The organism is Xanthomonas sp. F1 (genome assembly GCF_014199855.1).
The window spans coordinates 197,470-213,626 of the sequence record NZ_JACHOK010000005.1; the positions used below are offsets into that span (position 1 = coordinate 197,470).

The following is a 16,157-nucleotide window of genomic DNA, read 5'->3' on the forward strand; positions in this document are numbered from 1 at the left end:
TGCGCCGCGGCAAACGCTGCGTCAGCTGCCGGTGCGGCGTGCCCTGCCCGCGCTGGCCGTGCGTTTGCCGGCGCGCTTCTTGCCGACACGCTTCTCGGCGCCGGGCTTGCCGGTGGCCGCGCGCTTGCGCGGTTGCGGACGTGGCTGCAATCCCAGCTTGACCAGCACCGGCTGCAGGCGCGCCTCGACCTCGGCGCTCAGCGGCTGCACCTGGCCGCGCAGCGCTGCGGCGCCCTCGCGCACGCTGCTCTCGGCCTCGTCGGCCAGTTGCGTGGCCAGCGCCTTCAGGGTCGCCGCGCCTTGCGCGGCATCGGCGGCGGCGGCCAGCGCGCGCTTGCGGGTCAGCGCGACAACGCCCAGCCCGGCCAGCCACAGGTGCCGCGGGTTCAGCCGGTCCGGCCGCAGCGCGGAGGTGGAACGCTTCTTGGTCGCCATTGCACGATCTCCAACTGGGCCGGCAGTGGCCCCGATGTGCGCCATGCTGCCGCCGGCGGCTTGAGCAAACACACTATCGGTGGCTGCCCTTGCCACGCGCCCGCCACAGCGCCATGCTCGGCGCGGACGCCGTGGCCCGGCGCCGCACAGGGAGATCCGCATGGCAGCAAAATCGGGCGCGTGGGCGCCGTTTCCGTACGACGCCAAGGCCTACGCCTACGCCGGCGATGCGTTGAAGAAGGCCTGGCCCAAGCTGCACGCCGGCGATCGCGAGCCCTACCCGGACCCGGCACGCGCGCAGGCGCTGCTGGACGCCGCCGGCAAAGCCGGCAAGGGCCACGACGCGCAGACCCTGTCGGCGGCGCTGATCGAGGCCTGGCGGGCCTTCCACCACGGGCAGTTCCAGCAGGCCTACGAGGCCGGCAAGGCGCTGGGCGTGTTCGGCGCCTCGGTCGCGGTCAAGGCGATCGGCATCCACGCCGGCTACCTGGTCCACGACGAAAAAGAGCAGTTGCAGCGGCTGCAGCAGGCCGCGGCGCTGGCCGAGGCAGCGATCGCCGCGCTGCCGGACGAAGCCAACAGCCACTACCGCCATGCGTTCGCGCTGGGCCGCTACAGCCAGGGCTTGAGCATCGTCAAGGCGCTCAAGCAAGGCATCGCCAGCAAGGTGCGCGCGTCGTTGGAAGCGGCACTGGAACTGGAGCCCAAGCATGCCGAGGCGCACATGGCGCTGGCCCTGTACCACGCCGAAATCATCGGCAAGGTCGGCGCGATGATCGGCGGACTGACCTACGGTGCCAAGGCCGCCACCGCCGAACAGCACATCCAGCAAGCGCTGAAGCTGGTGCCGGACGCGCCGATCGCCCATATCGAACACGCCAACGTGCTGCTGTTGCTGCATGGGGACAAGCGCGAGGACGCCGCCGCCGCGGCGTTCGAGAAGGCCGCCAAGCTCAAGCCGCGCGATGCGATGGAAGCGCTGGATGCGGCGTTCGCGCGTGACCAACTGGAGTAAGCACAGCCTGGGGCGTGGCGGGCGCGACATTGCGTAGGCGGACCTCTGCCGCCGCACCTGCATCCACGATGGCGATGCACCACCCGCGATCCCATCTCATAGGAGCGGCTTCAGCCGCGACAGGCTTCTCCGAGAACGCCTGTCGCGACTGAAGCCGCTCCTACCTGCAGGTTGCAAATCGCACATGCCTCGCACGGACAGATCGCGACGCAATGCTGCTCGCGCGATCGGCGGCAGGGCGGCGAACACGTCATCCCCCGCCTTGGCCACGTCCCGCCGCCGCGAAGCCGCACCGCGACCTCGCAGCGGCGGCCAACATCACGCTGCGGGCGGCAGCGCGTAGGCGATGACGTAGTCGCCGCGCTTGGTCTCCATGAAGTGATGGCCGGCGGCGACGATGACCAGATACTCGCGCCCATCGACCGCGTACACCATCGGTGTGGCCTGGCCACCAGCCGGCAGCTTGGCCTGCCACAGGGTCTTGCCGCTGGCCAGGTCGATCGCGCGGATCATGTCGTCGGTGGCCGCGGCGATGAAGATCAGGCCGCTGGCGCTGACCACGGCGCCGCCGTTGTTGGGCGTGCCGATCTCGATCGGCAATCCGGAGTGGATGCCGAACGGACCGTTGCCGCGCGCGCTGCCGAACGGACGGTCCCACAAGGTCTTGCCGCTGGCCAGGTCGATGGCGCGGATGCCGCCGTAGGGCGGCTGCTTGCACAGCAGCCCGGTGAACGGCAGGCGCCAGCCGGCGTTGACATTGATCGCGTACGGCGTGCCCACCTGCGGATCGCCCGCGCCCTCGGCACCACCGCTGTCGCCGCGCACCTGATCGCGCGGCGCCCAGCCCATCTTGTCGGCCTTGGCCCGCGGCACCAGGCGGTTGTAGTTGGGCATGTCGTTGTAGTTGGCCACGATCACCCCGCGCCGGGGGTCCACGGCGACGCTGCCCCAGTCCGAGCCGCCGTTGTAGCCGGGATACTCGATCGAATGGCGATCGGCCTCGGGCGGGGTGTAGATGCCCTTGTAGCTGGCGCTGCGGAACTGGATGCGGCACACCAATTGATCGATCGGGGTCATGCCCCACATGTCGCGCTCGGTCAGGTCGCGCTTGCGCAGCGAGTGATACAGCGAGAACGGCTGGGTCTTGGCACGGCGCTGCGGCTCCACGCCGCCGCCCGGCACCGCGCGTTCCTCGACCCCGACCAGCGGCGTGCCGGTGCGCCGGTCGAGCACGTACAGCTCGCCCTGCTTGCTCGGCAGCAGCACCGCCGGCACGGTCTTGCCGTCGTGCGGAAAATCCAGCAGGGTCGGTTGCGAACCCAGGTCGTAGTCCCACACGTCGATGTGGGTGGTCTGGAAATTCCACACCGGCTTGCCGGTGGTGACGTCCAGTGCGACCAGCGACGTCGCGTAACGGTCCTCTTGCGGGGTGCGCGAACTGCTCCAGTAGTCGGCCGAGGAATTGCCCATCGGCAGGTACACGTAGCCGAGCTGTTCGTCGCCGGCCGCGCTGGTCCACATGTTCGGCGTGCCGCGGGTCCAGGTCTGTCCCGGCGGCGGTGCGCCATTCCAGTCCGGATGGGTCATGTCCCAGGCCCAGCGCAACGCGCCGGTCACCGCGTCGAAACCCTGGATCACGCCGGACGGTTCGTAGCGCATCTGTCCGTCCAGCACCTGATGGCCGGTGACGATCACGCCACGCACGATGGTCGGCGGCGAGTTGATCGAGACATAGCCTGGCGGGGTCTCGCCCATGCCGACGGTGATGTCGACCTGACCATGCTGGCCGAAGTCCTCGCAGGGCTTGCCGTCGGCCGCATCGACCGCGATCAGGCGCCCGTCCAGGGTGCCTTCGATGATGCGCTGGCGGCACGTGGTCGACGCCGTCGCCTGGGCGTCGGGCACCGCGTAGTAGCTGACCCCGCGGCAGGCGGCGGTATACGGGATCGCCTTGTCCGCCACCTTGGGATCGTAGCGCCAGCGTTCGCGGCCGCTGCGCGCATCCAGCGCGATCAGCTGATTGCGTGCGCTGCACAGGTACAGGCTGTCGCCGATCTTCAGCGGCGTGGTCTCCGCGCCCCAGCGCTTGTCCGGCAGGTCGCCGGTGCGGAAGGTCCAGGCCGTACGCAGCTGCGCCACGTTGCCGGGCGTGATCTGATGCAGCGGCGTGTAGCGGCTGCCGGCGTTGTCGCGGCCGTAGGCGGCCCAGTCGGCATCCGCAGGCGCGTCGGCCGGCTGCGCGGCGGTACGCGGGGTGCCCAGCGCCGCAGCCATGCCAGCCGCATGCGCGAGTGTGCCGTCGGCCTCGGTCACGCCATACGGCAGGAACGCCAGCGCGAACGCGCCGACGAACACCAGCGCCAACACGGCGGCGAGCGTACGCGACAGCGTGCGCGAGAACGGCCGCTCCAGCCGCGGCAGCAGCAACGCCAGCAGCAGCGCGAGGAACACCATCAGGCCCATGCGCGGCACCCAGCGCCAGTAATCGGCGCCCGACTCCCACGCCGCCCACAACAGCGACAGCAGGAAGGTCACGGCGAACCACAGCGCGCCATTGCGGCGGCCACGCCACAGCTGTACGCCGGACACCGCCAGGCCGAAGCCGGCGACAAGGTAGTACCAGGAGCCACCCAGCGCCAGCAGCCAGGCGCCCCCGATCGCCAGCACCGCGCCGATCAGCACGCAGGCGCCGCCGAGCAACCGCAGCGGCCAGCCGCCACGGCGCTCGGTTCGTTCGAATTCGTTCATTGCCATTCCTCGCAGGACACGGCCACGCGGAACATCCGCCGTGGCAGCGGCGCATGTGCGCCGCGCATCCTTATCCCAGGCAGCCGGTGAATGCCGCGCGTTTCCCGCTGACACACGCTGACACGCAACCTTGCCGTCCTCGTGATCCAGCATCGACCTAGGCATCACGCGGCCTGTGTAGTCGAGGGCGACGACGACCGACGACATGTGTAGTCGGTGTGGCGCAGCGATCGTACAAAATGGCTGCCTTGGCGCCGCGTGCATACGCTCGCAGAAGATCATCCACATCGTCGCGGTGGCCATCCCTAAAAACGACGACGCCGGCACAAGGCCAGCGTCGTCGTTCGCTCAGGAGCGGATCACTCCTGCGGCGGTGGTGCGTCGGCTGCGCCTTCGCCGACGCCGTCCTCGCCAGGCAGCACGTCCTCCTCGACCAGCGAGCCGTCCAGGCGTTCGACCGCCTGCAGCTTCTCGCCTTTGGACAGGCGGATCAGGGTCACGCCCTGGGTGTTGCGGCCGACACGGGAGATCTCCGAGGCACGGGTGCGCACCAGGGTGCCGCCGTCGGAGATCAGCAGCACTTCGTCGCGCGTGCTCAGCAGCACCGCGCCGACCAGCTTGCCGTTGCGCTCGCTGGTCTGGATGCCGATCACGCCCTGGGTGCCACGGCCCTTGCGCGGATACTCGCCCAGCGGGGTGCGCTTGCCGTAGCCGTTCTCGGTGGCGGTGAGGATGTAGGCATCGGCCTCGTCGCCGTTGCGCGCCTCGGCATCGACCTCGGTGTCCGCCGCGGCGTCGACATCCTCGACGTCCTCGTCCTGGCCCACGGCCGGCTCGGCCACGATCAGGCTGACCACGTACTCGCTCTTGGCCAGGCGGATGCCGCGCACGCCGCGGCTGCTGCGCCCGGTCGGCTTGACGCCGCCGCGGCTCTTGCGCCGCGCGCCGCGGGCGTCGTCGCCCTCCTCGCCCGCCGCCTCGTCGTCGGCCACGGCGGCCTCGTCGGCACCGGCCTCGTCGATGACCGCATCATCGGCCTCGTCGTCCTTGGGCCGCTCGGAGAAACGCACGGTCTTGCCGTTGGAGGCGAACAGCAGCACGTCGCGCTCGCCGTCGGTGAGCGCCACGCCGACCAAGGCATCGCCCTCGTCCAGATTGATCGCGATCTTGCCGATCTTGCGCTGGAACGCGAACTCGCTCAGCGGGGTCTTCTTGACCATGCCGTTGCGGGTGGCGAAGAACACGTAGCGGCCTTCGGCATACTCACGCACCGGCAGCACCGCCTGTACGCGCTCGCCGTTCTCCAACGGAATCCAGTTGACGATCGGACGGCCGCGCGCGTTCGGCCCGGCTTCGGGCAACTGGTGCACCGGCAGCCAGAACACCTTGCCGCTGCTGGTGAAGGTCAGCAGCGTGTCGTGGGTGTTGACCAGCCACAGCTGGTCGATGAAATCCTCTTCCTTGGTCGCCGCTGCACTGCGGCCGCGGCCGCCGCGGCGCTGCGCGCGGTAGGCACTGACCGGCTGGCGCTTGGCATAGCCGGCATGCGACAGGGTCACCACCACGTCTTCCGGCGCGATCAGGTCGAGGATGTCCAGGTCCTCTTCGCTGTGGCGGATCTCGGTACGGCGCGCATCGCCGTATTCCTCGCGGATGTTGACCAGTTCCTCGCGGATCACCTGCAGCAGCACGTCCGGGTTTTCCAGGATGCGGATCAACCCGGCGATCGCCTCCAGCAGCTGCTTGTATTCCTCGGTCAGGCGCTCCTGCTCCAGGCCGGTCAGGCGGTGCAGGCGCATTTCCAGGATCTGCGTGGCCTGCACCTCGGTCAACTGGTAGCCGCCGTTGACCAGGCCGACACCGCTGGGCAGGTCTTCCGGACGCGAGGCCTCGGCGCCGGCCGCGCCGAGCAGCGCGCCGACCAGGCCCGGTTGCCAGGTCTTGGCCAGCATGCGCTCGCGCGCTTCGTTCGGGTTCGCCGAGGTCTTGATCAGCTCGATCATCTCGTCGATGTTGGCGAGCGCGACGGTCAGGCCTTCCAGGATGTGCGCGCGGGCACGCGCCTTGCGCAGCTCGAAGATGGTGCGGCGGGTGACCACTTCGCGGCGGTGGCGGACGAACGCCTCCAGCATCTGCTTGAGGTTCATCAGCTGCGGGCGGCCATCGACCAGCGCCACCATGTTGATGCCGAACACCGACTCCATCTGGGTCTGCTGGTACAGGTTGTTCAGCACCACGTCGGCGGCTTCGCCGCGCTTGACCTCGATGTAGATGCGCATGCCGTCCTTGTCGGACTCGTCGCGCAGTTCGCTGATGCCCTCGAGCTTCTTTTCCTTGACCAGCTCGGCGATCTTCTCGATCAGCCGCGCCTTGTTGACCTGATACGGGATCTCGGTGACCACGATCGCTTCGCGGCCGTTGTCCTGGATCTCGATCTCGGCCTTGGCGCGCATGCGCACGCGGCCGCGGCCGGTGCGGTAGCCGGCGACGATGCCGGTGGTGCCGTTGATAATGCCGGCGGTCGGGAAATCCGGGCCGGGGATGTGCTCCATCAGCCCGTCGACGTCGATCTGCGGGTTGTCGATCAGCGCCAGGCAGGCATTGATCGACTCGGTCAGGTTGTGCGGCGGGATGTTGGTGGCCATGCCCACCGCGATGCCGGCCGAGCCGTTGACCAGCAGGCTCGGGAAGCGCGTCGGCATCACCGACGGTTCCTGTTCCTTCTCGTCGTAGTTAGGCTGGAAATCGACGGTCTCCTTGTCGATGTCGGCCATCATCTCGTGCGCGAGCCGCGACATGCGCGCCTCGGTGTAACGCATCGCCGCCGCGGAGTCGCCGTCGACCGAACCGAAGTTGCCCTGCCCGTCCACCATCAGGTAGCGCAGCGAGAACGGCTGCGCCATGCGCACCAGCGTGTCGTACACCGACTGGTCGCCGTGCGGGTGATACTTGCCGATGACGTCGCCGACGATACGCGCCGACTTGTAGTAGGGCTTGTTGCTGTGCGCGCCCAGCTCGTTCATCGCGAACAACACGCGGCGATGCACCGGCTTGAGGCCGTCGCGCGCATCCGGGAGGGCACGCCCCACGATCACGCTCATGGCGTAATCGAGGTAGCTCTTGCGCATCTCGTCTTCCAGGTTGACCTGGATGATTTCCTTGGCGGATTCTGCCATTCGGGTTCCGTAAGTCTGGTGGCGGATCGACCACGACGCCGGCCCACGACAGGCGGGCCCGCCGCGGCCGCACGCCTACGGCGCACGGCGGTCGATCGAACCGCCGGATTCTAGCATGACGGGCGCCCGTTTGCCCGGTTTTTGCGGGCCCGAACAAGCACTTGCGCGCCATCGGCAGCGTTTGCAGGGCGCTGTGGCGCTCCCCCGGAGCTCAGCCGCCGAAGGCGGCGCGCATGCGTGCCGGGTCCGGCTGCGCGATCACCCCGCGCTCGGTGACGATGGCGTCGATCAGCGCGGCCGGGGTCACGTCGAACACCGGATTCCAGGCGGCGATGCCGTCGGCCACGGTGCGGGCGCCGCCGACGCCGAACAGTTCGCCCGGATCGCGCTGCTCGATCTCGATCTGCGCGCCGTCGGCGGTGTCCATGTCCACGGTGGACGACGGCGCCACCACCATGAACTTGACACCATGATGGCGCGCGGCGATCGCCAACTGATAGGTGCCGATCTTGTTGGCGGTGTCGCCATTGGCGCAGATGCGGTCGGCGCCGACGATCACCCACTGCACCGCCCCGGTCTTCATCAGGTGCGAGGCCGCCGAATCGGCGATCAGGGTCGCGTCGATGCCGTCCTGCTGCAATTCCCACACGGTCAGCCGCGCGCCCTGCAGCCACGGCCGGGTCTCGCCGGCGAACACCTTGGCGATGCGCTGCTGGGCGACGCCGGCGCGGATCACGCCCAGCGCCGTGCCGAAGCCGGCGGTGGCCAGCGAGCCGGTGTTGCAATGGGTCAGCACGCCGCTGCCCGGCGCGATCAGGCCGGCGCCGAGCGCGCCCATGTGCCGGTTGGCGGCCAGATCCTCTTCGGCGATCGCCTGCGCCTCGCGCTCCAGCACCGCCTGCCAGTCGCTGCCGGCTGCACCGAGTGCGGCGCGCATGCGCGCCAGCGCCCAGGCCAGGTTGACCGCGGTCGGGCGCGCGGCATTGAGCCGCTGCAAGGCCGGCTCCAGCTTCAGCAGCGCCTCGGCACCGTGCTCGGCCTGTACCTCGCGTGCGGCCAGCACCGTGCCCCAGCCGGCGGCGATGCCGATCGCCGGCGCGCCGCGCACGGCCAGGGCGTGGATCGCCGCGGCGACCTGGTCGCTGTCGGTGCAGCGCACGTGCTCCACCGCGAACGGCAGCTTGCGCTGGTCCAGCAACTCCAGCGCGTCGCCGGTCCACAGGATCGGGCGGATATGGTCGTAGCGGGCGTAATCGATATCGAGGGCGGCGTTCATCGCGCCATTGTAAACGCCGGCGATTGCGGATTGAGGACGGCGCGCGGCGCGCAGCGCCCGCCCGCGCTTCAGTTGACGCTGAACTCGGCGCGGCAGCCCTTGTCGACCCAGATGCCGTCGCGGTCCCAGCCCCAGCTCTCGTCCTGCACACAGGCGGCGCCGGACAATTGCCGGCGCAGTTCGACGTGATGCTGGACGCTGACCCCACAGCGGCGCCGCGCCTTGCCCTTGGACTCGCACAACACCGGCCGCGGACCGGCAGGGAACCCGGAGCCGTCGGCCGCGCCGATCTCGAACTCGCCGCGGCAGCCGCGCGCCACCCAGATCTCGTTGCGACGCACGCCCCAGCTGCGCTCCTCGCGACATGGCACCGAGGACAGCTGCCGCATCAGCCGCACCGGCGCCCCACGCAGCATCACCGGGCAGCTTTCCAGGCGTCCGTCGGACTCGCAGCGCAACACGCGGCGCATGGCGCTGCGCGGCGCTTCCTCCGGATTGGGACGGAACTCGGCGCGGCAGCCCAGGGTCACCCACACGCCGGTAGCGTCGGAGCCCCACTCGCTGCCGCGGATGCAGTCGTTGTCGGACAGTTGCCGCACCAGTTGCACGCCCTGCGCGGTCGGCATCGGGCAGTGCACCCAGGTCATGTCGCGCGACTCGCAGCGCACCACCGCGGCGTCGTACGCATCGGCGTCCTGCGCCGGCGAGGGCATCGGCCACACGCTTGCCGCCAATCCCAGCCAATACCAGCCACCGAGCCCGTACGCCCACTTCATGCTTGGCTCTGCCCCTATGCCTAGAACCTGAACAACGAAGACCTGCTGGCGCGCCATGTGCGCATGCCGTGTCCGATCAAACCATCATCGGTGTGGACAACGCAACAACGCGGCGCGGCGCGCCGTGACGGCCGGTTCAGGCATGCGCGAAATCGTAGGCGAGTACCTCGCCGATCTGCGCGGTGCCGCGCATCGCCATCAACAGCCGATCCACGCCGACCGCGACACCGGCGCAATCGGGCAGATCTGGCAGCGCCTGCAGCAGGCGTTCGTCCAGCGGCGGCAGCACCGCACCGCGCGCCTGGCGCAGCGCATGGTCGCGCAGGAAACGCCGGCGTTGCTCGGCGGCATCGTTGAGCTCGTGGTAACCGTTGGCCAGTTCGTAGCCGCCCAGGTACAGCTCGAAGCGCTCGGCCACCGGCGGGTCGCCGTCGCGGATGCGCGCCAGTGCGCATTGGCTGGCCGGCCAGTCGTGGACCACGGTAAGGCGGTCGGCCGGGAATGCCGGCTGCAGACAGTGGGTCATCAGCAGGTCCAGCCAGTCGTCACGACCGAGACCGTCGGCGTCGATATGGATATCGCATAGCGGCTGCTGCAGCGCTTGCAACGGCGCAGTGAATGGATCCAGCTTCAGTCCCTGCTGGAACAGCTCGCGATAACTGAGCACTTGCAGCGTGGCACTGCGCCCGACCAGGGCCAGCGCGGTGCGCACCAGCTCCACGGTCTCCTCGATCAACTGCCGGTGATCCCAGCCGACCCGGTACCACTCGAGCATGGTGAACTCGGGATTGTGGCGGCCGCCGGCCTCGCCGTTGCGGAACACCCGGCCGAGTTCGTAGCAGTCGCCGATGCCGGCGGCGAGCAGCCGCTTCAACGGGTACTCGGGCGAGGTACGCAGCCAGCGCAGCGCCGGGCCGGCGTCGACATGGCCGCTGAAGCGGGTCTGGAAGCTGTCGATGTTCGGCTCGGTGTTGCCAGCCGCCGACAGCATCGGCGTCTCCACTTCCAGCACGCCGCGCGCGGCGAAGAAGCCGCGGATGGCGGCATTGAGCCGGGCGCGCACCTGCAGGGCGGGCAGCAGGTCCATCAGCGCACCATGTCGAGCCGGCGGCTCAGCTGGTCGCGCGCGTCGTCGAGGTAACCCAGGCCCAGGTACAGGCGCTTGGCGGCGGCGTTGTGGTGGTTGACCTCCATTCGCAGCACGTCCGCACCCAGCGCGCGGGCGCGCGCCTCGACCAGCGCCACCGCGCGCCGGCCCCAGCCGCGGCCGCGTGCGGCCGGGCCCAGGTACAACTCGTCGAGCAGCAGATAGGGCCCGCCCAGTTCGACGCTGAAACAGGCGGTGATCAGCGCATAGCCGACCACCGTACCGTCCGGCGCCAGCCACAGCAGCGCCTCGCCCAGTGCCGGCTGCGTCAGCAGCGCCTGCAGGCCGCGCGTCACCCGCTCGGCATCGAAGGCGATGCCGTCCTCGGCGTAGAACGCCTGCAGCATCGCCATCAAGGCCGGCTGGTCGGCCACATCGGCGGTGCGCCAGCGCAGTTCCTCCTGCGCCGTGCCGAGCGCACTCATGCGCCCTGCCCTTTCGATTGCAGGAACGCCAGCAGCTGCGCCTCGTCCCACACCGCCACGCCCAGTTCCTGCGCCTTGTCGAGCTTGGAGCCGGCGGCCTCGCCGGCGACCACGAACGCGGTCTTCTTCGACACGCTGCCGGCGACCTTGGCGCCCAGCGCCTCCAGTTGCGCCTTGGCCTCGTCGCGGGTCAGCGCGGTCAGGGTGCCGGTCAGCACCACGGTCTGCCCGTCCAGCGGGCCGGCGCGGCGCTGCGTCTGCGCCGGCGCCGCATCGAGCAAGCGCTGCATGGCCGCCTCTGCCTCCAGCAAGGCCTGCTTCTGCGCCGGGTCGGCCAGGTATGCGGCCAGGTTGGCAGCGCCGGCCGTGGACAGGCCCGCCCCGGTCCAGCCGCTTTCGTTGGCGCGCAGCAGGGCGTCCAGGGTGCCGTAGGTGGCGGCCAGGCGCTGCGCGCTCTTGCCGCCGAGCTTGTCCACCGGCAGCGTGCCGAGCAGATGCGCCAGGTCCAGCCGCTCGCGCAGTTCCGCCGGCGGCGTGCCCTCGTCGGAGAAGCCGATGCCGGCGTCGATCAGGCCATCGATCACCGCGGCGTTGCCGCGCTGCTCGAAGAACGTCGCGATCGAGCGCGCCACTTCGCCGCCGATGTCCGGCAAGGCCTGCAGCAGCACCGCCGGGGTGCTGCGCACGAACGCCAGCGAGCCCAGCCAGTAGGCCAGCGCCTTGGCCGTGGTCTCGCCCAGGTGCGGAATGCCCAGCGCGAACAGGAAGCGCGGCAGCGTCGTGGCGCGGCTGGCATCGATGCCGGCGACTAGGTTCTCCGCCCACTTGCTCGCGAGCTTGCCGCCCAGGTCCACCGTCAGATGCGCGCGCAGGAAGTCGGCGCGCCGCCATGCCGTGGCCTCGTCCTCCAGCGCCGCGCGGCCAGCCGCATCCAGCACCAGCGCACCCTTGCTGTCCTCCACCGCCTGCAGCAGGTCGGCAGCGGTGGCCGCGTCCAGCGCGGCCTTCATCCGCACCAGATCTTCCACGCTCAACGCGTACAGATCGGCCAGCGACTGCACGAAGCCGAACTCGACCAGGGCATCGGCCTGGCGCTCGCCCAGGCCTTCGATGTCCAGCGCGCGGCGCGAGGCGAAGTGGCGCAAGGCTTCCTTGCGCTGCGCGGCACAGGCCAGGCCGCCGCTGCAGCGCCAGGCCACCGCGTCCTCTTCCTTGACCAGCTCCGAGCCGCACACCGGGCAGGCCGCCGGCATCGTCCACGGCACGGTGCCGGGCGGGCGCCGTTCCTCGATCACCCGCACCACTTCCGGAATCACGTCGCCGGCGCGGCGCACGATCACCGTATCGCCCTCGCGCGCGTCCAGCCGCGCGATCTGGTCGGCATTGTGCAGGGTGGCGTTGGTGACAGTGACGCCGGCGACCTGCACCGGCTCCAGCCGCGCCACCGGGGTGACCGCGCCGGTGCGGCCGATCTGCACCTCGATCGCGCGCAGCACGGTGGACTGTTCCTGCGCCGGGAACTTGTGCGCCAGCGCCCAGCGCGGCGCGCGCGAGACGAAGCCCATCGCCTGTTGCTGGTCGTAGTCGTCGAGCTTGTAGACCACGCCGTCGATGTCGTATGGCAGGTGGTCGCGGGAGGCGCCGATGCGGCGGAAATAGGCGATCAGGCCGTCGAAGCCGTTGGCGGTATCCGCCTCCGGCGCCACCGGGAAGCCGTAGTCGCGCAGCAGTTGCAGCGTCTGCGAATGGGTTTCGGGCAACTCCAGGCCGCGCACCTCGCCCACCGAATAGGCGAAGAACGCCAGCGGCCGGCGCCGGGTGACCGCCGGATCGAGCTGGCGCAGCGAGCCGGCGGCGCCGTTGCGCGGATTGGCCAGCAGCTTCTCGTTGCGCTCCAGCGCCTGCGCGTTCCATGCGGCGAAGGCGGCGCGCGGCATGTAGATCTCGCCGCGCACCTCCAGCACCGCCGGCGGCGGCGTGCCGAGGTCGCGCAGCTTCAGCGGCACCGAGCGCACCTGGCGCAGGTTGGCGGTGACGTCCTCGCCGGTGCTGCCGTCGCCGCGGGTGGCGCCCTGCACGAACACACCTTCCTCGTAGCGCAGGCTGATCGCCAGGCCGTCGAGCTTGGGTTCGACCGAGAACACCGGCGCGGCCAGCTCCAGTTCGCGCTCGATGCGGCGCTCGAAATCGGCGACCTCGGCGAAGCGCGTGCGGTCGTCGGCGTCCTCGGCCACGCCTGGGGTCTCGAAGGCATTGGCCAGCGACAGCATCGGAATCGCGTGACGCACTTCCGGGAAGCCGCCGTCCGGCCGCGCACCGACCTTGCGCGTCGGCGAGTCCGCACTGGCCAGCTCCGGGTGCGCGGCTTCCAGGGCCTCCAGGTCGCGCATCAGCGCGTCGTACTCGGCATCGGGAATCGTGTTGTCGTCGAGCACGTAGTAGCGGTGGTTGGCGTCGTCGATGCGCTGGCGCAACTCGGCGGCGCGCTGCTGGGGATCGGGAGTTACGGTCATGCGCAGCAGAAATACGGGTAACGGAGAGGGGGCGATAGTAGCTGGAAGGCGGGATTGGGGAGTCGGGATTGGAGATTCGCGGAAGCAAGCTCTGGATTGCGGGCGTTCGTGGCGCTCGCACCCTCATCCGCCCCTGCGGGGCACCTTCTCCCGAGGGGAGAAGGGAGAGGCCGAAGCCCCTCTCCCATCGGGAGAGGGGTTGGGGTGAGGGTACGGGGCGCGCAGCGCCATCGACGTCAGCACCCGGCTTTTACCGATCCCCAATCCCGATTCCCCAATCCCACCCTCAAGCCAACCCCAAATCCCAAATTCCGAATCCCTGCCCCTCGCTCCCTTGCCCCGCCATTAACACCTCGTTAACGTTGCGATCCCCGCCCGCTCTGGAGAGCTCCGTGTCGCTACCGGTCTCGCGCCGTTCCTTCCTGTCCCTGGCCACCTCCGGCCTGGCGCTCGGCGCCGTGGGCCTGGCGCCTGTCGCCGAGGCGGCGCGGCGCAAGGCGGCCACCGCCGCAACCGCGACACCCGGCGTGGCGCCTGCGGCCGGCACGGTGTACCTGAACTTCAACGAATGTCCGTTGGGTCCCGCGCCCGCGGCATTGGCGGCAGCGCAGGCGATCCTGCCGCGCAGCGGCCGCTATCTGTTCGAGTTGTCGGACGAGCTGATCGCCGCCTTCGTCGGCCAGCAGCGCCTGCCGGCCGACCATGTCGCCGTGTATCCCGGCTCCAGCGAGCCGCTGGCCCGCGCGGCGCGCGCCTTCACCTCGGCGCGCGCCAGCGTGGTGGTCGCCGATCCGACCTTCGAGGCGGTGGCCGATGTCGCCGCCGCGCATGGCGCGCCGGTGCGGCGGGTGCCGCTGCGCGCCGACGGCGCGCACGACGTCAAGGCCATGGCCAGCGCCGATCCGAATGCCGGCCTGATCTACCTGTGCAATCCGAACAACCCGACCGGCTCGATCACCAAGCGCGCCGACATCGAATGGCTGCTGGCCAACAAGCCCGCCTCCAGCGTGCTGCTGGTCGACGAGGCCTACCTGCACTACAGCGAGGAGCCGTCGGTGATCGACCTGATCGGCCAGCGCCAGGACCTGCTGGTGCTGCGCACCTTCTCCAAGCTGTACGGCATGGCCGGGCTGCGCCTGGGCCTGGCGGTGGCCGCGCCGGGGCTGCAGACCAAGCTCGCCGCGTTCGGCCAGAATCCGGTGTCGGTGCCCGCCTTGGCCGCCGGCATCGCCAGCCTGCAGGACCTGCAACTGGTCCCGACCCGTCGCGCCGAGAACGCGCGCATCCGCAACGACACCATCGCCTGGCTGCAGAGCAAGGGCTACAAGTGCCTGCCGTCGCAGGCCAACTGCTTCATGGTCGACGTCAAGCGCGACGGCGCCGCCTTCGCCGCGGCGATGGCCAAGCAGGGCGTGATCGTCGGCCGCAGCTGGCCGATCTGGCCGAAGCTGGTGCGCGTCACCGTCGGCACCGAGGCGGAAATGCTGCGGTTTCGGGAGGCGTTTATGAAGGCGCGCAAGTAGCGCGCCTGGGATTGGGGAGTTGGGATTGGGGAGTCGCTTAAGGGCTGGGATTCGGGATTCGGGATTAGAGATTAGCGAGAGCCAAGGCCACGTGTTTCTGACGTCGGCGGCGGTCGTACCCTCCTCCGCCCTTCGGGCACCTTCTCCCGATGAGAGAAGGGAACAGCGCGCCGGGCGATCAACACTCGGGACTCGCTTTACGAATCCCCAATCCCGAATCCCCAATCCCAGCCTTTAAGCGACTCCCCAATCCCGGCGCCGCGCCGCCAGCGCGGCGCTCACCAGCGTGGGGCTTTCGTCAACGGCGGCGCCTGATGCTGACGGTCGTAGGCGCGCAGGTCGTCGCGGATGTGGGCGATGCGCTGGCGGCCGAGCGCGTTGCGGCTGTCGTCCAGGACCACGCCATCGAGCAGTTCGCCCATGCGCTGCACGGTCGGCAGCATCTTCTCCCAGGCGTCGAGCGCGGTCAGCGGCGCCGGCAGGGTCAGGAAGAAGGCGATCGCCGGGGTCTCCATCTCGCGGATGTGCGCCATGTCGAAGCTGCCCGGCTTCATGATGCTGGCCATGCTGAAGATCGGGCCGCGCTCGGGATGCCCTTCCACCAGGCGGTGGAACACGTTCATGTGGCCGAAGGTCAGGCCGGTCTTCTCCGCCGCGACCACGATGTCCTCGCCGCGCAACACCTGCCCGGCGCGGGCGGCGACGTACAGCGAAACGATCTTGTCGAAATCCTGGCTCGGACGCTTGCCGAGTTCGGCGCCCGGTGCCTCCGCCGCGGGCAGGCCCAGGTCGGGCTGGTGCGCTTCGCCATCCGCGCCGGACGCGACCAGCGCGTCATCGCCGGCGGCCGGGGCGGCGTCGCCCAGCGAGGGTTCGCGGCGCGGCGCGGCCGGATCGGCCGCCTCCACGCGCCGGCCCTGGCTCGGTTTCTTGGGGCGGCCGAACAGGAAGATCGCCGCAATCAACAGCAAGCCGGCGGCGAGGATGCCGATGCGTAGCATTGCCATGTCGGACATTCAGGGGTTACTCCGGCAAGGGTACACAGGGGGAAAACAACTGCTGGGTGCGCATCGGGTCCGCCAACACGGAAACCCGGCCTCGACGCGCATCACGTCCTTTAGCA

11 protein-coding genes are annotated in these 16,157 nt (G+C 69.9%); 2 read left to right on the top strand and 9 right to left on the bottom strand.

The genetic code is table 11. The features are described 5' to 3' along the window. Positions 1-21: 21 nt before the first annotated feature. A complete protein-coding gene (locus tag GGR71_RS13455; protein ID WP_237474374.1) occupies positions 22-435 on the bottom strand; it encodes a hypothetical protein in 414 nt (137 codons plus the stop codon). Between the two features lie 160 nt (positions 436-595). On the opposite strand from GGR71_RS13455, the gene GGR71_RS13460 reads away from it, so the two are divergent. Beyond that, positions 596-1,450: a tetratricopeptide repeat protein gene (locus GGR71_RS13460; protein WP_160960219.1), complete on the top strand. Its 855-nt coding sequence runs from the start codon at positions 596-598 to the stop codon at positions 1,448-1,450. 318 nt (positions 1,451-1,768) lie between these two features. Here the strand turns inward: GGR71_RS13460 and GGR71_RS13465 are convergent, their stop codons facing one another. The 7 genes from GGR71_RS13465 to ligA all read right to left on the bottom strand — a co-directional run bounded on the left by GGR71_RS13465 (position 1,769) and on the right by ligA (position 13,511). Next, the gene (locus GGR71_RS13465) at positions 1,769-4,198 is read right to left on the bottom strand and encodes a membrane-bound PQQ-dependent dehydrogenase, glucose/quinate/shikimate family (RefSeq protein WP_160960222.1); all 2,430 of its coding nucleotides are present in this window, start codon (positions 4,196-4,198) and stop codon (positions 1,769-1,771) included. Between the two features lie 359 nt (positions 4,199-4,557). Continuing rightward, on the bottom strand, positions 4,558-7,374 hold the full coding sequence (gene gyrA / locus GGR71_RS13470) for a DNA gyrase subunit A (protein ID WP_160960224.1): 2,817 nt from the start codon (positions 7,372-7,374) through the stop codon (positions 4,558-4,560). Between the two features lie 211 nt (positions 7,375-7,585). Then, a complete protein-coding gene (gene mtnA, locus GGR71_RS13475) occupies positions 7,586-8,650 on the bottom strand; it encodes an S-methyl-5-thioribose-1-phosphate isomerase (RefSeq protein WP_160960227.1) in 1,065 nt (354 codons plus the stop codon). Between the two features lie 68 nt (positions 8,651-8,718). Next, on the bottom strand, positions 8,719-9,426 hold the full coding sequence (locus GGR71_RS13480; RefSeq protein WP_456362622.1) for a DUF3011 domain-containing protein: 708 nt from the start codon (positions 9,424-9,426) through the stop codon (positions 8,719-8,721). A 136-nt stretch (positions 9,427-9,562) separates the two neighbouring features. Continuing rightward, positions 9,563-10,513, bottom strand: a complete 951-nt coding sequence (epmA, locus tag GGR71_RS13485; RefSeq protein ID WP_160960230.1) for an EF-P lysine aminoacylase EpmA — start codon at positions 10,511-10,513, stop codon at positions 9,563-9,565. After that, the gene (locus GGR71_RS13490; RefSeq protein ID WP_160960233.1) at positions 10,513-10,998 is read right to left on the bottom strand and encodes a GNAT family N-acetyltransferase; all 486 of its coding nucleotides are present in this window, start codon (positions 10,996-10,998) and stop codon (positions 10,513-10,515) included. The genes epmA and GGR71_RS13490 overlap by 1 nt, the downstream gene beginning before the upstream one ends. After that, positions 10,995-13,511, bottom strand: coding sequence for an NAD-dependent DNA ligase LigA (ligA, locus tag GGR71_RS13495; RefSeq protein WP_160960236.1), 2,517 nt, complete (start codon positions 13,509-13,511; stop codon positions 10,995-10,997). The genes GGR71_RS13490 and ligA overlap by 4 nt, the downstream gene beginning before the upstream one ends. 392 nt (positions 13,512-13,903) lie before the next feature. Between ligA and GGR71_RS13500 the strand changes: the two genes are divergently transcribed. After that, positions 13,904-15,034, top strand: a complete 1,131-nt coding sequence (locus GGR71_RS13500; protein WP_160960239.1) for a pyridoxal phosphate-dependent aminotransferase — start codon at positions 13,904-13,906, stop codon at positions 15,032-15,034. A gap of 278 nt (positions 15,035-15,312) precedes the next feature. On the opposite strand, the gene zipA is transcribed toward GGR71_RS13500, so the two are convergent. Continuing rightward, positions 15,313-16,050: a cell division protein ZipA gene (zipA, locus tag GGR71_RS13505; RefSeq protein WP_160960242.1), complete on the bottom strand. Its 738-nt coding sequence runs from the start codon at positions 16,048-16,050 to the stop codon at positions 15,313-15,315. Positions 16,051-16,157: the final 107 nt, after the last annotated feature.